Origin of the sequence: Photorhabdus sp. S10-54 (genome assembly GCF_963878145.1) — a bacterium.
Taxonomy (GTDB): Bacteria; Pseudomonadota; Gammaproteobacteria; order Enterobacterales; family Enterobacteriaceae; genus Photorhabdus; species Photorhabdus kayaii.
In genome coordinates, this window is the sequence record NZ_CAWNXG010000032.1 from 1 (window position 1) to 20,990 (window position 20,990).

General features: G+C 44.2%; 30 protein-coding genes and 1 pseudogene. 26 read left to right on the top strand and 5 right to left on the bottom strand.

The annotated features are described in order from the left end of the window. The first annotated feature begins 40 nt into the window (after positions 1-40). The 24 genes and pseudogenes from AACQ83_RS16275 to AACQ83_RS16390 all read left to right on the top strand — a co-directional run bounded on the left by AACQ83_RS16275 (position 41) and on the right by AACQ83_RS16390 (position 18,276). The gene (locus tag AACQ83_RS16275) at positions 41-1,534 is read left to right on the top strand and encodes a DUF935 domain-containing protein (protein WP_112886947.1); all 1,494 of its coding nucleotides are present in this window, start codon (positions 41-43) and stop codon (positions 1,532-1,534) included. Further along, positions 1,515-2,345, top strand: coding sequence for a phage head morphogenesis protein (locus AACQ83_RS16280; protein WP_112878809.1), 831 nt, complete (start codon positions 1,515-1,517; stop codon positions 2,343-2,345). The genes AACQ83_RS16275 and AACQ83_RS16280 overlap by 20 nt, the downstream gene beginning before the upstream one ends. Next, positions 2,338-2,787 carry a phage virion morphogenesis protein gene (locus AACQ83_RS16285; RefSeq protein WP_112878810.1) on the top strand — a complete coding sequence of 150 codons (450 nt, stop codon included), beginning with the start codon at positions 2,338-2,340 and terminating at the stop codon, positions 2,785-2,787. The genes AACQ83_RS16280 and AACQ83_RS16285 overlap by 8 nt, the downstream gene beginning before the upstream one ends. 201 nt (positions 2,788-2,988) lie before the next feature. Beyond that, entirely contained in the window at positions 2,989-4,083 is a 1,095-nt protein-coding gene (locus AACQ83_RS16290) for a peptidase (RefSeq protein WP_112886948.1), read from the top strand. Positions 4,084-4,114: 31 nt separating this feature from the next. Beyond that, on the top strand, positions 4,115-5,050 hold the full coding sequence (locus AACQ83_RS16295) for a hypothetical protein (protein WP_112878812.1): 936 nt from the start codon (positions 4,115-4,117) through the stop codon (positions 5,048-5,050). Between the two features lie 11 nt (positions 5,051-5,061). Beyond that, positions 5,062-5,412 carry a DUF2190 family protein gene (locus AACQ83_RS16300; RefSeq protein ID WP_036843636.1) on the top strand — a complete coding sequence of 117 codons (351 nt, stop codon included), beginning with the start codon at positions 5,062-5,064 and terminating at the stop codon, positions 5,410-5,412. A 1-nt stretch (position 5,413) separates the two neighbouring features. Next, entirely contained in the window at positions 5,414-5,851 is a 438-nt protein-coding gene (locus AACQ83_RS16305; RefSeq protein ID WP_112878813.1) for a gp436 family protein, read from the top strand. Next, positions 5,851-6,318 carry a Gp37 family protein gene (locus AACQ83_RS16310; protein WP_112878814.1) on the top strand — a complete coding sequence of 156 codons (468 nt, stop codon included), beginning with the start codon at positions 5,851-5,853 and terminating at the stop codon, positions 6,316-6,318. The genes AACQ83_RS16305 and AACQ83_RS16310 overlap by 1 nt, the downstream gene beginning before the upstream one ends. After that, positions 6,315-6,527, top strand: coding sequence for a hypothetical protein (locus tag AACQ83_RS16315; RefSeq protein ID WP_112878815.1), 213 nt, complete (start codon positions 6,315-6,317; stop codon positions 6,525-6,527). The genes AACQ83_RS16310 and AACQ83_RS16315 overlap by 4 nt, the downstream gene beginning before the upstream one ends. Continuing rightward, positions 6,517-7,944, top strand: a complete 1,428-nt coding sequence (locus AACQ83_RS16320; RefSeq protein WP_112878816.1) for a phage tail sheath subtilisin-like domain-containing protein — start codon at positions 6,517-6,519, stop codon at positions 7,942-7,944. Before AACQ83_RS16315 ends, AACQ83_RS16320 begins: the two co-directional genes overlap by 11 nt. Continuing rightward, positions 7,944-8,468, top strand: a complete 525-nt coding sequence (locus AACQ83_RS16325) for a phage major tail tube protein (protein WP_036843626.1) — start codon at positions 7,944-7,946, stop codon at positions 8,466-8,468. The genes AACQ83_RS16320 and AACQ83_RS16325 overlap by 1 nt, the downstream gene beginning before the upstream one ends. An 8-nt stretch (positions 8,469-8,476) precedes the next feature. Next, entirely contained in the window at positions 8,477-8,758 is a 282-nt protein-coding gene (locus AACQ83_RS16330) for a hypothetical protein (protein ID WP_036843625.1), read from the top strand. A 97-nt stretch (positions 8,759-8,855) separates the two neighbouring features. Continuing rightward, the gene (locus tag AACQ83_RS16335; RefSeq protein WP_112878817.1) at positions 8,856-9,182 is read left to right on the top strand and encodes a phage tail assembly protein; all 327 of its coding nucleotides are present in this window, start codon (positions 8,856-8,858) and stop codon (positions 9,180-9,182) included. Next, positions 9,142-9,261 (top strand): GpE family phage tail protein, encoded by a 120-nt coding sequence (locus AACQ83_RS16340; protein WP_110742787.1) that lies wholly within the window; start codon positions 9,142-9,144, stop codon positions 9,259-9,261. Before AACQ83_RS16335 ends, AACQ83_RS16340 begins: the two co-directional genes overlap by 41 nt. An 89-nt stretch (positions 9,262-9,350) precedes the next feature. Continuing rightward, positions 9,351-11,912: pseudogene (locus AACQ83_RS16345) on the top strand (phage tail tape measure protein). Further along, positions 11,912-12,796 (top strand): phage tail protein, encoded by an 885-nt coding sequence (locus tag AACQ83_RS16350; protein ID WP_112878818.1) that lies wholly within the window; start codon positions 11,912-11,914, stop codon positions 12,794-12,796. Before AACQ83_RS16345 ends, AACQ83_RS16350 begins: the two are co-directional and overlap by 1 nt. Positions 12,797-12,798: 2 nt before the next feature. Then, positions 12,799-13,014 carry a tail protein X gene (locus AACQ83_RS16355; protein WP_105395091.1) on the top strand — a complete coding sequence of 72 codons (216 nt, stop codon included), beginning with the start codon at positions 12,799-12,801 and terminating at the stop codon, positions 13,012-13,014. Beyond that, positions 13,002-14,180, top strand: coding sequence for a phage late control D family protein (locus AACQ83_RS16360; RefSeq protein ID WP_112878819.1), 1,179 nt, complete (start codon positions 13,002-13,004; stop codon positions 14,178-14,180). Before AACQ83_RS16355 ends, AACQ83_RS16360 begins: the two co-directional genes overlap by 13 nt. After that, positions 14,177-14,773, top strand: coding sequence for a phage baseplate assembly protein V (locus tag AACQ83_RS16365; RefSeq protein WP_036843618.1), 597 nt, complete (start codon positions 14,177-14,179; stop codon positions 14,771-14,773). The genes AACQ83_RS16360 and AACQ83_RS16365 overlap by 4 nt, the downstream gene beginning before the upstream one ends. Before the next feature lie 55 nt (positions 14,774-14,828). Then, positions 14,829-15,182, top strand: coding sequence for a GPW/gp25 family protein (locus tag AACQ83_RS16370; RefSeq protein WP_112878820.1), 354 nt, complete (start codon positions 14,829-14,831; stop codon positions 15,180-15,182). Further along, the gene (locus AACQ83_RS16375; RefSeq protein ID WP_112878821.1) at positions 15,173-16,276 is read left to right on the top strand and encodes a baseplate assembly protein; all 1,104 of its coding nucleotides are present in this window, start codon (positions 15,173-15,175) and stop codon (positions 16,274-16,276) included. Before AACQ83_RS16370 ends, AACQ83_RS16375 begins: the two co-directional genes overlap by 10 nt. Further along, positions 16,269-16,844 (top strand): phage tail protein I, encoded by a 576-nt coding sequence (locus AACQ83_RS16380; protein ID WP_370446071.1) that lies wholly within the window; start codon positions 16,269-16,271, stop codon positions 16,842-16,844. The genes AACQ83_RS16375 and AACQ83_RS16380 overlap by 8 nt, the downstream gene beginning before the upstream one ends. Before the next feature lies 1 nt (position 16,845). Next, the gene (locus AACQ83_RS16385) at positions 16,846-17,823 is read left to right on the top strand and encodes a gp53-like domain-containing protein (RefSeq protein ID WP_240000835.1); all 978 of its coding nucleotides are present in this window, start codon (positions 16,846-16,848) and stop codon (positions 17,821-17,823) included. Further along, on the top strand, positions 17,824-18,276 hold the full coding sequence (locus AACQ83_RS16390) for a tail fiber assembly protein (protein ID WP_036843610.1): 453 nt from the start codon (positions 17,824-17,826) through the stop codon (positions 18,274-18,276). It begins immediately after the preceding gene. 174 nt (positions 18,277-18,450) lie between these two features. Here the strand turns inward: AACQ83_RS16390 and AACQ83_RS16395 are convergent, their stop codons facing one another. Next, entirely contained in the window at positions 18,451-18,798 is a 348-nt protein-coding gene (locus AACQ83_RS16395; protein WP_036843609.1) for a hypothetical protein, read from the bottom strand. After that, complete coding sequence (locus AACQ83_RS16400; protein WP_071992938.1) at positions 18,791-18,997, bottom strand: hypothetical protein; 207 nt, start codon at positions 18,995-18,997, stop codon at positions 18,791-18,793. Before AACQ83_RS16400 ends, AACQ83_RS16395 begins: the two co-directional genes overlap by 8 nt. A gap of 137 nt (positions 18,998-19,134) precedes the next feature. Here AACQ83_RS16400 and AACQ83_RS16405 point away from each other — a divergent pair, with 137 nt between their 5' ends. Next, positions 19,135-19,299, top strand: a complete 165-nt coding sequence (locus tag AACQ83_RS16405) for a hypothetical protein (RefSeq protein WP_152963025.1) — start codon at positions 19,135-19,137, stop codon at positions 19,297-19,299. A gap of 79 nt (positions 19,300-19,378) precedes the next feature. Here the strand turns inward: AACQ83_RS16405 and AACQ83_RS16410 are convergent, their stop codons facing one another. Both AACQ83_RS16410 and AACQ83_RS16415 read right to left on the bottom strand, forming a co-directional pair. After that, complete coding sequence (locus tag AACQ83_RS16410) at positions 19,379-19,717, bottom strand: helix-turn-helix domain-containing protein (protein ID WP_036843606.1); 339 nt, start codon at positions 19,715-19,717, stop codon at positions 19,379-19,381. Continuing rightward, the gene (locus AACQ83_RS16415) at positions 19,714-20,073 is read right to left on the bottom strand and encodes a type II toxin-antitoxin system RelE/ParE family toxin (RefSeq protein ID WP_036843604.1); all 360 of its coding nucleotides are present in this window, start codon (positions 20,071-20,073) and stop codon (positions 19,714-19,716) included. The genes AACQ83_RS16410 and AACQ83_RS16415 overlap by 4 nt, the downstream gene beginning before the upstream one ends. Positions 20,074-20,191: 118 nt before the next feature. On the opposite strand from AACQ83_RS16415, the gene AACQ83_RS16420 reads away from it, so the two are divergent. Then, positions 20,192-20,515, top strand: a complete 324-nt coding sequence (locus AACQ83_RS16420; RefSeq protein ID WP_036843602.1) for a hypothetical protein — start codon at positions 20,192-20,194, stop codon at positions 20,513-20,515. A 68-nt stretch (positions 20,516-20,583) separates the two neighbouring features. Here the strand turns inward: AACQ83_RS16420 and AACQ83_RS16425 are convergent, their stop codons facing one another. Next, entirely contained in the window at positions 20,584-20,922 is a 339-nt protein-coding gene (locus AACQ83_RS16425) for a helix-turn-helix domain-containing protein (protein WP_036843600.1), read from the bottom strand. Positions 20,923-20,990 lie beyond the last annotated feature (68 nt).

A 20,990-nucleotide genomic window follows, 5' to 3' on the forward strand; every position in this document is an offset into this window, starting at 1 on the left:
GCCGACGCCGTCAGTCTGCACGTATGCTGGAGGGATACTAATGTCTCGTGGTATCTGGGTTTCACCAACAGAATTTATTAACTTTTCCGAATCAAAGCAGTCGTTCACTGAACAAATTGCATCGCGTAGCCGTTCCATTGACTTCTACAGTCTGGGGACATATCTACCTAACCCTGATCCTATTCTCAAAGCTCAAGGGCGGGATATTCGTATCTATCGTGAATTACGTACTGATCCTTTGGTTGGTGGATGTATTCGCCGCCGCAAGGCCGGAGTGAAAGCACTAGAACGTGGTGTAGAACGTAGTAATGCCCCTGTACGAGTCTTTAACTTTATTCGTGACATGCTTGCAGATTTGGATATGTCACGCATCATTGGCGAAATGCATGAAGCGGTTCTGTACGGTTATCAGCCTTGTGAATTGATGTGGAGTCAGCATCAATCATGGTCAGTGACGGATATCGTTAGCAAGCCACCTGACTGGTTCCACTATGACCGTGATAACCAACTGCGTTTTCGTGCTCGTGATGCAGGCGTTGAGGGAGAACGGGTTCCTCTCTATAAATTTGTAACGCCACGTCAAGACGCCACTTATGACAACCCTTACGGATTTCCAGACTTATCAATGTGCTTCTGGCCCGTCACCTTTAAGAAAGGCGGCATGAAGTTTTGGGTACGCTTTGCCGAGAAGTATGGTTCACCGTGGGTAATTGGAAAGCATCCACGAGGTACGCCACAAAGTGAAATTGATCTGTTATTGGATTCGATGGAAGCGATGATTGATGATGCAGTTGCCGCCATTCCTGATGATTCCTCTGTTGAGATTAAAGAGGCAGCAGGTAAATCAGACAGCAGTGATATTTATCAGAACTTAATTACCGTTGCTCGCAGTGAGATCTCCATTGCGTTACTGGGACAAAACCAAACGACCGAAGCAAACAGCAATAAAGCCTCTGCACAAGCAGGATTGGAGGTAACGGATGATATTCGTGATGCTGATGTTGACGTTATCACCAGCGCCATTAATCAGGCTATACGCTGGGTCGTAGAATTGAACTTCGGTAACGTTGAATGTCCGGTCTATCGTCTTTGGGAACAGCGGTCGGTTGATGAAACACAGGCTAATCGTGACGTTAAGTTGAGTCAGGCTGGTGTCAGATTTACTCCGCAATACTGGAAACGCGAATATCAATTTCAGGATGGGGATATTGATGAAACAACCCTGTCAACCACGCCTATTCCACCACTCCCACTGGCGTTTTCTGAAGCTGTGAACGCAGATTTAGCAGCACAGGACACCTTAGATGAAGCGCTGGATATTTTGATGAATGAAGGATCATTGAATGAATCGTTGAAATCTCTACTGGCTCCTTTATTCCATCGTGTTCAAAACGGTGCTAATCCCAGCGATCTTATAGGAGAGTTAGCCGAGCTTTATCCACAAATGGACGCAGATGGCTTGCAAGAGCGGCTAGCGCGGGTTTTGTTTGTGTCTAACATTTGGGGGCGCTTGCATGAGCATAACCACGCCTGAACTGGCGTATTGCATGACATTACCTCCCAAGAGAGCCATTGGTTATCTGCAATCTAAGGGCTACAAGATAACGTGGGATTGGGAAGAACTTTGGCAAGAGACTCATTCCCGTGCATTCACGGTGGCGAAAGTCACGCGTCTGGATATTCTGGAAGATATGCGCCAGGCGCTACAGCAGGCACTGGATGAAGGCAAGACTGATCGTTGGTTTCGTCAGGAGCTGGAGCCAACATTAAGACGTAAGGGATGGTGGGGAACGAAAGAAACCGATGACCTCGTTACAGGGGAACGTGTCACTGTTCAACAAGGTAGCCCGTGGCGCCTTGATACTATCTTTCGTACCAACATGTCAGTGTTGTACAGTGCAGGCCGTTGGGCCGAACAAATGGAAAATGTTGATGACCGACCGTACTGGATGTATACAGGGATCAGTGATAACCATACACGCAAGGGCCATCTCGCATTGCATGGTTTGGTATTTCGCTCTGACGACCCATTTTGGCAAGCTTTCTATCCTCCTAATGGTTGGCGTTGCCGTTGCAGTGTGATTGCTCTCAGTCATGATGACGTTCGTGCCAGAGGGATGAAAGTTATGAATTCAGGTAAAGCAATGGGCTGGGAGTTGAAATTGGTTTCACAAAAAACAGGTGAGATGCAGCCCGTTGCTACATTCAACACAGGTATAACAAAAGTGGCGACTGATGTAGGTTGGTCATATTTGCCGGGGACAGCATATCGTCCCGATTTGACCAGATATCAGGGAGAGCTCTCTGGACTGGCCCGCCGCGAACTGAGAGGACAGAATGAGTAATCTTACTATCACCATTAATGATGAAGACCTAAGACGTGGATTACGGGCATTAGAATTGGCTGCTAATGATCTGACACCTGCCATGCGTAAAATTGCTGGGACATTGTCAGCAGAAACCGCCTTTAACTTTGAAGCTGAAGGGCGCCCGGCATGGATACCCTCTGTAGCTGCAAAGGAACGTGGTGGTCAAACGCTGCAAAAAACTGCTCGTTTGATGAGTTCAGTCAGTACCCGCTATGATTCCCATACGGCAGTTGTCGGTACAAACTTAGTCTACGGACGTATTCATCAATTGGGAGGTAAAACTGGCCGTAATCAATCTTTATTGCTACCAGCCCGGCCTTATCTGCCCGTAACAGAACAAGGCGAATTATCACCAGATGCAGCAAGAGCTGTATTAAGCACCATTCAACGACATCTTGAATCAGCGGCGCATCGTTAAACTTTCCCTCCCTATGCGGGTGATTTATCATTGTCATTCGTAAGAGACTTTATAAAGCGTTTACAGACTCAAATTTTCGATATCTAATTGCATGCAGTTCCACTTTCTTATTTCCTTCCCAAGTTTTTTCTAAAGCAGATTAAAAGTCGTTTTTTCTGATCGTGGAGAAACTGCCTCTATTAACGTAATAGAGGCAGTGAAATGAAGTCACTTCACATTTTCAAATCCGGTACACATACCGATATGAATGGCAAACAATTGCCGTTCAGCCCTGCAGATTTGCAAGCTTGTGCAAAGGCTTATGACTCATCGTTGCATGAAGCACCGATTGTGATTGGTCATCCAAAAGACAATTTACCCGCCTATGGTTGGGTTAAATCGCTGACGTCTTCCAGTGATGACTTGATTGCAGAGCCTCAACAGGTTGATGTTCAGTTCGCTGAACTGGTCAATGCAGGCCGCTATAAAAAAATTTCTGCTTCTTTCTATTTACCTGATTCCCCAAACAACCCTAAACCCGGCGTGCTCTATTTGCGTCATGTCGGCTTTTTGGGCGCACAGCCACCCGCCATTAAAGGACTGAAACAGGTTGAATTCAGCGAGCAAGAACATGGTGTCGTGGAGTTCTCTGATTGGAGTGACATCACTAACGCTTCACTTTGGGGGCGTCTGCGAGAATTTTTGATCAGTAAATTCGGTATGGACGAAGCAGACAAAGCGCTTCCTTCTTGGCAAGTGGATTCATTACGTGAAGAAGTTTATAGCGCAACTCAGCCTGCTCCTGCCTTTCATGAACCCAATAACACACATCAACGTGAGGAAAACATCGTGATAAATGAAGAAAAAAAGGCGCTCAAAGATGAAAACACCCGCCTGAAAGAACAGCTTGTTGCCCGTGATGCTGCCGACGCAAAGCGCAAACAAACTGAGCAACAGGCCGGAAACGTGGCATTTGCCGAAAAGCTGGTCGCAGACGGCAAATTGGCGCCTGCTGCCCAATCTGTCGTGGTCGCCTTGCTGGACGCTGTAACTCAAGGAAATTCCCCTGTCGAGTTTGCTGAAGGTGATGTGAAAAAGCCACTGGCTACCGCGTTTAAAGATCTGCTGAGTTCTGCCCAGCCGGTTATTGATTTTGGCGAACATGCAACAAAAGACCGGGTTGACCAAAACACGTCATCAGATATTGCTGAGTTTTCTGATGCAGATCCTGAGCGTCTGGCGCTGCATCAAAAAGCCGTCGCTCTGGCGAAGAAAGAAGGTATCAGTTACGACGTAGCCGTTGCCCGCTGTCTGTAACACTGCGACCGTAACTATTAAGGAGAGATAAATGTCTGATTATTTGAAAGGCAAACGTATTGTTGACCCTGTGCTAACCAGTGTTGCACGTGGTTATAAAAATGCGGCATTCATTGGCGAACATCTTTTCCCTGTCGTCGAAATGGAGAAAGAAGGTGCTAGTGTGCCGACATTTGGTAAAAGTGCTTTTGTGGAATATGACACCAAGCGTGCTGTTGGTGCCAACAGTAACGTTTTGATCCGTGAGAAAGGTTCTTCGTTAGATATCGTGCTCAACGAGCATGATCTAGCTACACCTGTTGATTATCGCGAGAAATCAGAATCTTTATTTAATGAAGAAGCAAAGGCAATCCGTCGTTCCACCAATGGCGTGAATCTCAAACGCGAACTGTATGCAGCTCGATTGGCACAAGACCCTGCGGTTTACCTCAGTGACTCAGTGAAGAGTCTGACAGTTAATGAACGTTGGGTTGGCGGCAAAGGTAGTCCAATCAAAGTCATTGAAGCTGGAATTGATGTTGTTCGTACTGCCATTGGTGTACGTCCAAACCTCATGACTATGTGGGCTAGCGTGATGTCACTGTTGAAGTTTCATCCTGAAATTCAGGCAGCTATTGGAGCCAACGAACGTAAACGTATCACAATAGAAATACTCAAAGATCTTTTCCAAATCCAGAACGTTGTCGTTGGTGAACCAGTTTCTACCCCAAGCATTAAAGAAAATCCCGTTGATATCTGGGCTGATAATTTGATGTTGCATTACGTATCACTTCCGCAGGCAGGAGCAGAAAGCGCCGATGAGTATGAGCCTTCATTTGGTTATATGTTTCGCCGCAAAGGAATGCCTGTAGCGGATAAATATCCGGGTGTTGGCGGCAAGGTGAATTACTGCCGTTATACCGATATTTATAAAGTTGCGGTTGTTGGAGGTGATGCTGGCTATCTGATTACCAATATTGTGAAGTAAGAGGAACAATCATGGCAGTAACACAACAACCCGTATTGACCACGACCATCATCGCCACGGCTAATATCGTACAGCATCGTTTGGTGGGTGCCGATAATGCCCCTTGTCAGGCTGGAGCCGTTGCACTTGGTATAGCGGAAATGGATGCGAAAGCAGGTGATGCTATTCCAGTCAATGTCTTGGGTATTATTGCTGTTGAAGCAGGTGGGCCAATAGCTCGTGGGCAAGTCGTACAGTCGGATAAGAATGCTTGCGCAGTACCACTAAGTTCTGCGGAGAATGCTGCCGGAACATCTATCGGATTTGCGCTGGATGAGGCCACGGCTGCTGGCAATGTTATTCGCATCTTACGTGGTGTATGACATGTATTGCTCATTGGCAGATCTGCAAGGACAGATACCAACGCAATCATTGATATGGCTGTCTAACGAAGAGCCTAATGCCCAGACGATCAATGAAACTGTGGTTAACAGTGTCATTCGCTATGCCGATGAACTTATTGATGCCCATTTACGCGGGCGTTACATCCTGCCTCTGGCGGAGGTTCCCACGGTATTACGCGATGCTGCTATTACGTTAACACGCTATCGGTTGTATGCCCGCCGTCCAGAAGGCTCTGTTCCTGAAGCCGTGATAGATGATTACAAAATTGTTTTGCGCCAACTGGCTGACATTCGTGATGCCAAACTGACACTGGGCCTGATTTCCACAGGAAAAGATGCTCCTGAGCCGGGAGAGTTTCGTGTTCGAGCGCGTCATCCCACCTTTGGGGGAAGTCAAGGGATGTTGGAGAAATACTAATGGATGTTTCGCCGATCATTGATGCCATCGTCATGAGGCTAAAAGAAAAGCTACCTAGCTTACAGGTGGAGTATTTCCCTGAAAAGCCGACTGAATTCAGGCTGAACCATCCCGTGGGAGCCATTTTAATCAGCTATCCCGGCTCTCGCTTTGATAAGCCTGAAGATGTTGGGGCAGTATTGCAGACACAAACTGTCATGCTCAATGCCACTATCGTTTTTCGTCAACTTAATGGACGTCACGGAGCCGTTGCCACACTGGATGATGTACGCCGGGTTCTCGGTGGATTCCAACCACCGAACTGCCAACGTAAATGTTGGCTGGTACGGGATACATTTCTCGGTGAGATAGCTGGCTTGTGGCAATACACGCTGGATTTTGCGACTGAAAGTGTATTTATCGAAGATAGTGAGTCACCGGATGGCCCGCCGTTAGCCCAAATCAATTATGAGGAAACTAAACAATGAAATACCTCTATACAGGCCCAGCAAGCGGCGTCACTTTAGCAGATGGCACAGAAGTCTTGCTCTGGTCAGAAAAAACTGTTGATTTACCAGAACAGCATGATTATGTGAAGACATTGATCGCACTGCGATATCTTCATCCACTATCAGAACAGCAAAAAAGTATCCTGAAGAAAAAAGAAAAGTCTGAGGGGGTCACTGATGGCCACTAATTATTTACATGGCGTCGAAACTATCGAAGTCGAACAAGGCTCCCGTCCGGTCAAGACAGTGAAATCCGCCGTGATCGGCTTAATTGGTACTGCACCGATAGGGCCAGTAAACGCAGTGACACTTTGTCTGTCAGAAAAAGATACAGCTCAATTTGGTGCTCAAATGAATGGTTTTACCATCCCACAAGCACTGGATGCTATTTATGATCATGGTGCGGGTACTGTGCTGGTCATTAATGTTCTTGATCCTGAAATACATAAAGCCAATGTTGCCAGTGAAAGCATTATCTTTGATAAAACCACAGGAACAGCAAAACTGGCTAACCCCGTGGTCAGTAATGTCTTGCTAAAAGCCAACTCTGATAGTGCGCCTTATATAGAAGGACAAGATTATTCTCTGGATGTTCAAACAGGTAGGCTCAAGAACATCGGTAAAAACATCATTGCTGGTACAACCGTAATGGCCAGTTATGACTTTACCGATCCCACGTTGGTAACACCCGCTGACATTATTGGCAGCATCAGTGCAGCGGGTAACCGTACAGGTATGAAGTTGCTGAATGATACTTATAACCTGTATGGATTCTTTGCCAAGATCTTGCTGGCTCCTGTTTACTGTACCCAGCTAAGTGTGGCGACAGAACTGATTGCCCTTGCAACTAAATTGGGTGCCATGACTTATATTGATGCCCCGATAGGTACCACTTTTGCTCAGGCTATCAGTGGCCGAGGCCCGTCTGGCACAATCAATTTTAATACCAGTTCTGATCGTGCCCGGCTGTGTTACCCACATGTCAAAGTCTATGATGCGGAAAGCAATAGCGAGCGCTTGGAACCATTGTCATCTCGTGCAGCAGGGCTGCGTGCCAATATTGATGCAGACAAAGGTTTTTGGTGGTCATCCTCCAATCAAGAAATTAGGGGGATCACCGGGATTGAGCGTCAGCTATCCGCCATGATTGACGATCCACAAAGTGAAGTGAACCAGCTCAATGAACAAGGGATTACTACAGTGTTCAATAATTATGGCTCTGGTTTGCGCTTATGGGGCAACCGTACCGCCGCGTGGCCAACTGTGACACACATGCGTAACTTCGAGAATGTGCGCAGAACAGGAGACGTGATTAATGAATCCCTGCGTTACTTCAGTCAGCAATATATTGATATGCCGATCACGCCGGCTCTGGTAGATGCCCTGACAGAATCTGTGAATGCCTATGGTCGTAAATTGATTGCTGATGGTGCTTTGTTAGGATTCAAATGCTGGTTTGATCCGACCCATAACGAAGAAACAGAGCTGGCATCAGGTCATCTGTTACTCAGTTATAAGTACACACCGCCGCCACCACTGGAACGGCTGACATTTGAGACCGAAATTACCTCTGAATATTTGCTGAATTTAAAGGGGAATAATTAATGGCTGGAAAAATAGAAATTAACCGCATCACCAATGCCAATATTTATATTGACGGCAATAACCTGTTGGGACGGGCGGAGGAAGTGAAACTGCCAGACGTTTCCATGACTATGCAGGAGCATAAGGCGCTGGGGATGGTCGGTAAGGTGGAATTACCGGCAGGCTTCGATAAGCTGGAAGGCGAGATCAAATGGAACAGTTTCTACCGTGACGCTATGTTATCCGCTGCCAATCCCTATAAGTCTCTGGCATTACAGTGCCGTTCCAACGTCCAGAAATTCAGTTCACAGGGGCGCATTGATGAAGTGCCATTGGTGACGTATCTGACCATCTTATTTAAGAAAAATCCGCTGGGCACATTTAAACAACATGAAAATGCTGATTTTTCCAGTAGCTTTACCAGTACCTATATTAAGCAGGTACTGGATGGGGAGGAGCTGTTAGAATTGGATTATCTGGCCAATATCTTCCGTGTTGGCGGCGTTGATCAATTGACCGATTATCGCATCAATATCGGAGGTTAAACTAAATAATGACGGTAGAATTAGTGGATAAAGACCAGAATATTCCCAGTCTTGGATTACCTAATGGTACATGGTTTGCTGTCTTAAACATTCCAGGTGTGGAGACTTTGTTTTCTACTCAGAAAACCAATGATCCTATTGACTGCTCTCGTTCCAAAGCCAGAAAGCTCGCCGACTTGATTGATAGGTGGATTCCACCGGAAGGTTGGTTTTCCGATATCGGTGCAGAGAAAGGGAAAGAATATCTGATAGATTTTTTCTGTAACTGTAAAGGCTTTCGCACTCACTAATGACAGGGGCATCAGCCCCTTTCTTCTTTAATCCCCTTTAATATCTCCGTTTCCATACATGAATGATACTGAATGAAACTTACAGAGGAGTATCATCATGTCAACTACGACTTACCATCTTCAATTTCCCTATACCACGGCTGCTGGCGTTCGCATTGAAGAGCTCCAGCTATCACGTTTGAGAGTTAAAGATATCAAAGCTGTCCGGCGAGCCAGCGAAAACCCTGCTGACTGGGATGATATTTTGTTAGCGCGTTCTACAGGGTTGTTACCGGAAGATATCGAACAGATGGATGTCGCTGATTATCTGGCATTGCAGCAACGATTTCAGCAAGTCATCGGATTGGATCAGGGAAATAAAAACAGTGTGGCAAGCATCGGCGATGTTAGCACGATGGTTCCGGTTCCAGCCGAGCGAGATTGATAATCTGGCACTGGATGAATTTGAATGTTGGCTGGATGAGGCCAACACCCAAATCAAACGCGAGAATGGAGACGGTTAATTGATGCAGGCAAATATTGTCCCTAATAGTGTCTGGAATACTGGAAGTGAATTTTCCATTTTATTTCCCATTTAATGAGAGCTTAATTCGTGTCAGCAAAATTTTCCATTGGTGTCATTATTGGTGGGGCCATCAGTGGTGCGTTCAGTTCTGCCATGTCCGGTACACGTCGTACACTGGGAGCGCTGGGAGAAACGACACGGCGACTTGAGAACAGACAACAAGTACTGAACCGTGCTATTGAACGTTACGGTCAGCTTGGTTCCCGCAGTGCTCAGAGTTTGAATAGTGATCTGTAACGTGTTAGCCGAACGCTGGAGCAGTTGAACCGTCAGCAACAGCGCTTACAGTCTGCTGCTATCATGAGTGATGCAGCCAAAGCGAATCGTATGGCGCTATATGCACAGGGAGCCGAAACTTATGCATTAACTCGCACGATATCCTCTCCCGTTGTTCAGTCCGTAACAAAGTATGCCTCTTTTGAATCAGGATTAAGGGATATAGCTGTCACAGGCAATCTGTCTCCGAAAGAAGAGCAAAAAATCGGAATCATCTTGCGCCAGAACGCCAAGCAAACAAACCAATTACAAGAAACCCTGCTGGAAGGTGTTGGTACATTGGTTGCTGCCGGAAAATCTCCCATGAAATCGACCGATATGAGTGGATTATTGGGCCGCGTCGCCACGGCATCCAAAGCTAATATTAATGACTTAGCCAAAATGGCTCTATCCTTTGAGTCCCTGAAAATTGAAGGTGATCAAGCGCTAAAAGAAGCCTTTAACCGAGCCGTTTTCGGCGCTAAATCGGGTCGTTTTGAATTAAAAGATCTCGCCCAATACTTTCCAGAAATGACGCAGCAATTTGCTGGTAAGGGAATATACGGTCAGGAGGCAGTTTCACAGATTATTGCCAGCTTGGAAGTTGGTCGTGAAGGTGCAGGAACGGAAGGTGAAGCAGCTACCAATATGAGGAACTGGCTAGCTTCAATGGGACGTGGTGATATTGCCAAAAGATACGCTGAAGCTGACGTCGATTATCAAACCTCAATGAGCAGATATGTTTCTTCGGGGTACTCACAATATGAAGCCTCAATCATGATCGCAGACCGCTTTATCAAGAGTAAAGGAGCCGATCTCATGAAAGAGTGGAAAAAAGCGGGAGCCAGAGGTGATGAAGATGCACAGCGTATGCTCATGGAATCCTTCGGGCTATCCTCTATTTTCACCGACGTACAGACAGTCAACCATCTCTTGGCCATGCGGCAACGTTGGGGCGATTATCAGCGTATCAAAACAGGCATGGGGACTGATTCGGCACAAAAATCTGTTGATACCGACTTTGATAAACAGAACGATACCTTAGAAGCGCAATGGCGGCGTACTCAAATTGGGTTTAATGATTCGGCTATTAGCATTGGTCAGTCGCTGCGTCCAGCATTAATACAGTTAGCCGAAACCTTTATTCCATTGATGGACAAGACCGGAAAATGGCTGGCCGCTAATCCTGAACTCATCAGTAATGTTGTCATGCTGGTTGGTGGGTTCCTAGCACTCAAAGCCGCTTCAATCGGTGTAAGATTAGGTCTTAATCTTTTGCTTTCCCCTATAACTGATATCTGGAAAGGCGCAATGTTAATGCGCACACGGTGGTTATTGTTTCGAATGGCTATCGGTAGTGGTGGTAGATTCGGTGTCGTTGCAAATATCTTGGGAAAAATAGCCGGATCAGCTCTCTGGTTGGGCAGAATCCTCGGTAGTGCTCTCTATAAGGGCTTGATGTTAGCTGGCAGAGCTATTTTGTGGATTGGACGCGTACTATTAATGAATCCTATCGGATTGATCATCGCCGGTATTGCAGTGGCCGCTTATCTTATCTATCGCTATTGGAAGCCCATCAGTAATTTCTTTAAACGGCTTTGGGTTTTAGTAAAATTCGCTTTCCAAATGGGATGGCAGGGAATCAAAAATATTTGGTCTAGCGTCAAAGGTTGGTTTACAGCTCGATGGAATGACATTACTAATGCGTTTGATGGCGGAATATTTGAGGTCAGTAAATTAATTTTAAACTGGTCGCCATTGGGGTTGTTTTATAAAACATTTGCTGGCGTTATGAAATGGTTTGGCATTGGTATGCCCAATAATTTTACTAACTTTGGTAAAAACATCGTTAATGGGTTGGTTAATGGTATTTCTAATATGCTGACTACGGCTAAGGACATCATTAAAAACTTTGGCGGCAAAGTTTCTAGCTGGTTTAAAGAAGCGTTAGGTATTCAATCCCCCAGTCAGGTATTTATGGGATTTGGCGATAATATTGATAATATTGTGCAAGGTGTGGTTGTTGGTGTTGATCGTACTACGCCGTTGGCTGCTCGTGCCACTCAACGTCTGGCAGAGGGAATGACGCCTGATGTCCCACAAATCTCACCTCCTGAGATGATGTTGGGCAATCCAGCCAGACGAACAGGTTATAAAGATATCAGCAACAGCAATAATGGTTTTTCTATCTCTTTCGCACCGCAAATATATATTGGCGGTAAACTGCAAACGGCTACATCCGATATTAATAAAGCCTTAAACCTGAGTGTGCGTGAATTAGAGAAACTGCTGGAGCGTATTGTCATTCAGAGAGAACGCCGGAGATACGGATAATGTTTGCGGTATTAGGTGATATTGAATTTGAGCTGATCACATATTGGGATGGTTTTGATGTAACTTTTGGTGTTAATTATGCCGAACATGCACGAATTCAAGGTAAACCCGGCTTGCAGTTCGTGGGGGAAAAACTGGATGAAATTCAAATTAGTCTGGTCTTTCATCAACATTATTGTGCGCCGGATGTTGAATTGAATCGGTTACGTGAAGCAATGCGGAAGCATCAAGCACTCGCGCTAGTATTCGGAAATGGTGATTACCGTGGCTGGTTTGTTATTACTGATGTGACAGCTACCAGTGAACAAACGGATTCAGTAGGTAATATATTTGCCCTCAATGCCTCGGTGACATTACTTGAATATATCGGTGATCCTAAAAAACCGCTGAAACCGCCTGCCATTAAATCTCATGTCCTGAATACAAAGGCGTTGTCTAATGCAATACCGAAACCATCAGGTATGGCTAAAAAAGTCAGGGATGGCGTGAATTATGTCAAACAAGCACAGTCAGCACTGCAAACGACTATCAGTGCGGTACGTATTGCACAGAAGATGAAAGACAAACCGACCGTAGCGTTAACCCGCGTACCAAGTCTTCTTACCGGACTCAACAATATTGCTGGTCCATTAGGGAAAAGCTATCCGGCGTTTCAATCACTCGGTAATTCATTGCCAGATGCGATTCAATTGACCAGAGCAACGGGACAAGCAGCAACATTTGTTAACAATGCTCAATTGTCATTAAGCCGTGCAGATAGCCGTAATATCGCGGCTGCATTGGATTCTGTATCAACTCAACTTGAATCAGCAAGTTCAACATTTACATCAATATCACCCGCGCTCAGTAAGATGGCAGCGCAAATTACCACAAGGACTCTTTGATCATGTTTCTTGAACACATAACGAAAGAGGGAGATAGATGGGATTTATTGGCTCACCATTATTATGGTGACCCTTTAGGTTACGCTCGCATAATTGCTGCCAATCCGCACGTTGCAGTTACACCTGTATTGCCATCTGGGATCGTATTGTTGATCCCTATCATTGACGCTGACAATAATGTAGTAACTGAAGAGGATACACCACCGTGGCTGAGATAATAGATTCCAAGCAAACACCATCTATAACGGGTGTCTCAGAGGTTTTAAGTCCGACATTCACGTTACGATATTTGCAAAAAGATATCACAAATGACATCACTCCTTATGTCACTCGTGTCAGCTATACCGACAACATCAAAAGCGAATCCGATGAAATAGAGGTAGAGTTGGATGATACTGATGGTCGCTGGCTGGATAAATGGTATCCGGGCAAAGGTGATACGTTGACATTGAAGTTGGGCTATTTCGGCGAACGGTTACTGAATTGTGGCTCATTCTATATTGATGAAATTGAAGTCAGCATCCCTCCTTCTATTGTATCTGTTCGAGGTGTAGCAACGTCTATCAATACAGCATTGCGTACCAAATCTAACCGTGGATTTGAGAATACAACTCTAGCAGCTATTGCTAATCGCATTGCCAAGAAACATCAGTTAAAGCTGATCGGCAGTATCGAAATCATCAAGATTGACAGGGTGACGCAATATTCGGAAACCGATGTGGCGTTCCTGAAACGACTGGCCAGTGAATATGGTTATGCCGTTAAGGTTGTCAGTGAACAGCTAATTTTCTCCCACTTAGCCACTTTGCGCAGCCAAGAACCGATAAAAAAATTACACCCTCGCGATGTTGCCCAATTTTCACTGCGGGACACAATTAATAAAGTCTATAAAAAAGCTAAAGTGAAACATCAAAAGGCTGATGATAAAAAATTGATTGTCTATGAAGCTGATGGCACGACCAGTGCAAGTAATCAGTCCAATTCAAAAGGCAAGAGTAGCGGTCAAGAAACCAGCGCAGATACCTTAAAAGTGAACAGCCGAGCTGCTAACAAGGATAGCGCTGAAATAAAGGCCAAATCAGCACTGGATTCACATAATGAGTACCAGCAGCACGGCTCACTTTCATTGATGGGAGCCCCTCAGTTAACCGCCGGAAATAAAATTGAGTTGATTGAATTTGGCAAGTTATCTGGGCAATGGTTAATTACTTCAGCTCACCACTCTTTTGATCGCAACAGCGGATATATGACCGAGCTTGAGATTGCTCGTGGCCCTGTTACATCGGGTAAATCCGAGAAAGGTAAAAAGGGTAAGACTCATAAATGGGTTGTATATAAGCCCGATGGTTCTTCCGACACGATCATCAAGGAGAAATCCAAATGAGCAGTGTAACTCGTCAAGTCGGCACAATTAGCGCCGTAGATCCTGCTACTGTTCGTGCCCGCGTGCGATTGCCTGAATGCGATAATATGCGTACTAACTGGCTGAATGTGTTGCAGCGCAATACCCAGAATAACAAAGACTATTGGTTGCCCGATGTTGGGGAACAGGTTGAAGTGCTATTGGATGCCAATGGTGAAGATGGTGTTATTTTAGGTGCTGTCTATTCCAGTGTTGATAAACCGTCAGCTAACAATAAAGACGTCCGTGGTATGACTTATGCAGATGATGCAGCTTTTTACTATGATCGTACCTCACACACCCTGACTATTAATGGCGGCATTCAGCACATTAAGATCGCGGTGGGAGTCAATGTTGTTATTCAGACACATCAGGCAACTATTGATGCGCCGGAAACAATCGTAACCGGAAATATGTTAGTGAAAGGCCAATTAACTTACCAAAATGGACTGTCGGGCTCTGGTGGTAATGGAGCTGCTGCGACCATTCAGGGCAATGTCAGCGTTAATGGCAACATCCATGCAACGGGCAGCATCATGGATGAAGGTGGTAACTCAAATCATCATCCTCATTAGTTTCTTTAAAAACCTTTAATATCAGATATGCCTACAGGGGATGATACTGTTCCCCATGAATACGAACTCACACTCTGTTTTTTGGCAACCCGCTCTCCAGAACTCAGGCAAAATTGCCTGTGGGCTGGATGACATCTCCCAAGCAATACTCATTATTCTACGTACACCACGTGGTAGTGATCCACATCGACCAGAATTCGGCAGTCACTTGCACCTTTATATTGATTACCCAATAGACCGCGCGATTCCCCACGTTGTCAGGGAATCTGTTGATGCTATTACACGTTGGGAACCTCGTTGCCAGTTGCTCTCCGTGAAACCAACTGTCAATGGAGAACACCTAACTCTGCGTGTGAATTGGACAGCAGTTGATGGCATTACACAATCTATGGAGTTGCTATGGCGCTGACAGAACCTGATTTTATCGAGCGTGATGTAGAGAAAATCACAACCGAAATGATTGCAAAGTATGAGGCTGATGTAGGTAAGACTTTGTACCCAGCACAGGCAGAGCGCCTGCTGATCAATTTATTTGCATATCGTGAAGCACTAACCAGAATGCAAGTTCAGGAAGCCGCCAAGCAGAATCTGGTCGAGTTTGCCCATGCGCCCATTTTGGACTACTTAGGGGAATTGGTCGGAGTATATCGGCTACCCGCCCAACCGGCGCATACAACACTGCAATTTAGTATTGATGATGCGTTAGAGCGAGATGTGCTCATTCCTGTGGGGACGCGTGTTAATGCATCGGACAGTATTACTTTTGCTACTAATACAGATGCTGTTCTGAATGCAGGTACACGTTTCGTTAATGTCACAGCTACTTGTACAGATGCTGGATTATCAGGGAATAGCTGGCAACCAGCACAAGTCAGTACATTGTTGGATGAAATCGACGACATTGACCTGCAAGTGACCAACACAATAGTGAGTAGTGGTGGTTCGGCAGAGGAAAGTGACGAGAGGCTACGTGTACGAATCAAGATGGCCCCTGAATCGTTTACTAATGCGGGCAGTCGTCAGGCTTATCGCTTTCATGCCATGCGTGCTCACCCTAATATTGTTGATGTCGCAGTCAGGTCTCCCATTCCGGGTGTTGTTGAACTGTTTCCACTATTGGCGACGGGGTTGCCAGATGAAAGCATTTTAACGCTGGTGAAAAGTTTTTGTTCTGACGAAAAAATCCGCCCGTTGACTGACACTGTACATGCAAAACCTCCCGTGAAGATTGATTATACCATCAAGGCTAAACTGACCTTGTACAGTGGCGTTAATGCACCCGGTATTCAATCAGCAGCAGAACAGGCCATACAAACATGGGTAGCTGAACGAGCAACAACGTTAGGGAAAGATATTGTTCCCAGCCAAATCATCTCAACATTGTCTGTTTCTGGCGTCTATCAAGTCGTACTGGAGTCTCCTATGTTTCAGATTGTAGGTGAAAATGAATGGGCGAACTGTATCGGTATCACTGTTGTGGTCACTGGATTCGCTGATGGTTAAGTTACATCTACCACCTCCACTGGAAGCTGATATCAGTATGCGTGTATTAGGTCAGTTGGCCTCCCGTTTTGATGATATCGATTTAACCCAATTAATGGTTTATCTCATTGATACTGTTGATAGCAGCGCGTTGCATTGGCTTGCAAATCAATTCTCCCTATTTGGCGATGGCTGGGAGCTTGTCGAATCAGACAAGGCTCGCCGCACGTTACTCAAGTCAGCTATAGAATTGCATCGGTATAAAGGTACACCGTGGTCAATTCGTGAAATTATCCGTCGTTTTGGGTTTGGTGAAATTGATTTAATTGAAGGCACTGGTCAAATTAATTATGACGGTCATGCCAGCCATAACGGTAATTATGTTCATGGAGATTCAACATCCTGGGCAGATTATCGCGTCATACTTCAACAACCTATTACCAATGATCAAGCTTCGCTACTGCGTACCACACTGGCCGCGTTTGCGCCTGCACGCTGCCACCTTGCCAGCTTGGAATATCAGTCTGTATCAATTCGTTACAACAATACTGTCAATTATGACGGTAGTTACAATTATGGGAGCAGTTAAAATGGCTAATTTACCGGAAACCCCACAGTGGTCAGAGGGAGTGTATCAGATAGAAACCTCAGACCCCGTGTTAGGCGGGCCTGATGGTATTTCCAATCGGCAGGCTAAACAGTTGGTCAACCGCACAAGCTATCTTAAACAGAAACTAGAACAAAATGGGAATGAGTTGAGGGAACATTCTGAGGTGCAAGACCCACATACTCAATATGCACCGAAAGCCAGTCCCATTTTCACAGGAACGCCAATTGCCCCCACACCTGCTAAAAACGCTAATAATACTCAGATTGCAACAACAGCATTTGTGCAATCACTGACGAATACGGCGAATCAAAGTGCTGTAGCTGCAAATAACAACGCTAATAGCCGAGTACCATCTATTCGTAAAGTGAATGGAAAAGCGTTGTCATCTGATATTTCATTAAATGCCGGGGATGTGGGAAGTTATACTAAATCTGAGAGCGATAATACTTTCTTGTGCATTTCTAGCGATAAAACTGCAACCGTTGGTAGTTTATTGATTGATAGTAAAACGCCTTTTCCTGAGCTGCGTTTCAAATCGAAAGATGGGTATGTGGTAGGAATTAATGGTTCGGAAGGAAAATTGTTACATGTTTATTCTAACGATCCGAGCAATCAGCGACGTTATAATATATTAATACCTGAGCGAAGCGGTACACTCGCATTACAAAATGCAGCTATAAAATCTGAAAATGGCTGGTGGCAATGTGGGGATACGGGAATCATTATTCAATGGGTTAAAGTGGCATCAAACCAACAGTCATGGGTAAAAATCAATTATCCAATTTCTTTTAAAAATCAGTTTATTGGCTATGTCGCAAGCATGTCGAGTATAAATACATCAACAGGTCACACATTAGTACGTAATGCAACATTATCGACGTTTGAATATCAGGCTGGCACTCCCAACAACAATGAGAATCCAAGCAAAGTTGTTCATATATTATTTTGGGGGGTATAAATGGTTTATTTCTCCAGAAAAGAAGGCGCTTTTTATAGTGAAGCTCATGAAGAATGCATTGAAATAACAGCAGAGAAACACAATGAATTACTTACAGGGCAGTCACACGGTTTGTCAATTGTTAGTAATAAAGAGGGTTATCCAGTGCTTACTGAACGCGCTCCGTCCGTTTATCATAAATACGATGGTGAAAAGTGGATAATATCAGAAAGCAGTGTGATAAAACTCAGGCAGGAACAACAGCAACAAGCAGAACATAAGAAACAGCAACTTATGTTCACTGTAAGTAAACAGATAGCTCCGTTACAAGATGCGGTAGATTTGGGGATGGCGAGTGATGAGGAAAACTCTCGGTTGACCGCTTTGAAAAAATATAGGGTATTGCTAAACCGTGTTGATGCTAGCTTAGCGCCAGATATTTATTGGCCTGAAAAACCCAGAATTACGGAATAAGGGATTAATGGCCCTATTCTTATTTCTGATACGGTAACCAATTCCGTGCAGTTACGGACTATATCGGGGATGATTCCAAAGCAGTATAAGATGTACGTGGATGGCATCCACTTGTAGATCATGGGATTACAAGTGGAAGCGATTAGCATAATGAGCGCTTAGGCTATTTCAGAGTTAAAGGCTGCGTAGCTGAGTTTCTTTATTGGTTTTCTGATACAGAGTAAATAACATCGGCAATAGTGAGCTGATAGCAACCAGACAATGGCCTAACTGACAAAGACTTTCTGGGGTGAATTCTACCACGTCATTAGCGGCAAAAGTAATAAGAGTATCTCCCAGAAAATGTAACCCATGACAGAGCCCAGCACTGTTAGCTTCGCAGGCTTCTTCCAGTAGTTCAATATCTTGCTCACTCATATCCGCCGTATCCAGTACTGACACAACATTCGCCATGTCGGAATAGAAGATATCGCAGTAGTTCTCAATGTCCGAAGTATTCTTAATATTCTTAGTATTAAGCATGGTTCAGTTCCCCTAGTGGTTTGCATGAGGCAAATACCAAAGGAAAGCCTGCTAGCAGAGTACAAACTTCTATTTCCGTGGTAGCTAATATTGAAATCATGCGTAATGGGGGAAGTTTGATTATCAGTCGGTTAGAACGGGCGTTAATAAATATATAGGGCTTTGAATGTGCGCGTATGTTACTATTAGCGTTAGCCATAGCATTAGCTCCAATAATGTTGTGGTCAGAAGCCCGGTTAGTGGTGAGACACTACCGGGCTCCGTTGTTTTTGAAACCCTTTGAATATACACTGGTGTATACAATATACATTAAATCATGGGGTATATACCTTGTCAATGCCAAATAAAAGATCTCCTCAATTTCCGATGAGATTAACAGAGGAATTTCGTCTCCAGCTTGAAGCGGAAATGAAGAAAGATGGTGATACGTCTTTGGCAACATGGATAAAACGAATTTTGCGTAAAGAGCTGCTGGCACGTGGTATTGAACCGAAAGGTTGAATCATTTTGAAATACCAAGAGGCACCCATTCTAAGTGCCTCTTATTTTAAATTATCCTAATAACTTTAATATGCGCGTCTTAACCTACCGTAATCTGAACAGGTTTCCCTATACGGGTTAACATATTAACCAATGCGTCAATGGTGAATTTATTTACTTTTTTATTCACAACATCAGATACTCTTGGACGAGAAATGTGCAATACTGTTGCTACATCAGTTTTTTTTATTTTTTTATCTACAATCCATAGGGTAATTTCTCCTATTAACCGTTCTTTGATTTGCAGTGTGTTTTCTATTTCTCGTAAAGAAGTTGTATGAAGTTGCTGAGCTTCTTGCTCAGTAAAACCTAATTCAGAAAATATATTATGTCCGGCTGGAGTTGCCCTACGAATTTCAGTGTCAATTTTAGTGGTCATTTGATATTTCTCCGTTGCTGGATAACTGCGTTGTATCGCACTTTAGCGATATCCTTGTCCTGTTTATTCGTTTGTTGAGTTTTCTTCTGAAAACTATGTAATACGTAAATAGCTTCATCAAATTTAGCAACATACATAATGCGATAAATACCTGTACTGTCTCTTAGCCGTATTTCTTTTACGCCAAAACCGATGTCAGAAAAGGGTTTCCAGTCTTCAGGATCTATTCCACGCTGTATTCTGTGAAGCTGATAGCCTGCGTCTTTACGTGTGTCTATAGGAAAGGCTAACAAGTCTTCATAAGAAGAACCAATCCAGGCAATTTCTTTCTCTGTACCGCTCCTGATTTTCGTCATAGTTTTCCTTCCTTATTTAATTGTATGCAATGCTGAAATCATGTGTAATGGGCGAAGTTCGATTATCAATCGATAAGAAAGGTACGTTATAAATGTATAGCGTTTTGAATGCGTGCGTATGTTACTATTAGCGTTAGCCATAGCATTAGCTCCAATAATGTTGTGGTTAGAAACCCGATTAGTGGTGAGACACTACCAAGCTCCGTTGTTTTTGAAACTCTTTGAATATACACTGGTATATACAGTAGCATTAAATCATAGGGTATATACCTTGTCAATACAAAATAAAAGATCTCCTCAATTTCCTATGAGGTTAACAGAGGAATTTCGTCTCCAGCTTGAAGCAGAAATGAAGAAAGATGGTGATACATCTTTAGCAACATGGATAAAACGAATTTTGCGCAAAGAGCTGCTGGCACGTGGTATTGAACCGAAAGGTTGAATCATTTTGAAATACCAAGAGGCACCTATTCTAAGTGCCTCCTATTTTGAATTGTTAATATATGTGCTTTAACCCACCGTAATCTGAACAGGTTTCCCTATACGGATTAACATATTAACCAATGCGTCAATGGTGAATTTATTTACTTTTTTATTCACAACGTCAGACACTCTTGGACGAGAAATGTGTAACATCTCTGCTACTTCAGCTTGTTTCATTTTTTCATCCACAATCCATAAAGTAATTTCTTCCATTAACCGTTCTTTAATTTGCAGTGTGTTTTCTATTTCTTGTAAAGAAGTTGTATGAAGTTGTTGAGCCTCTTGCTCAGTAAAACCTAATTCAGAAAATATATTACGTCCGGCTGGAGTTACCCTACGAATTTCAGTGTCAATTTTAGTGGTCATTTGATATTTCCCCGATGCTGGATAACTACGTTGTATCGCACTTTAGCGATATCCTTGTCCTGTTTATT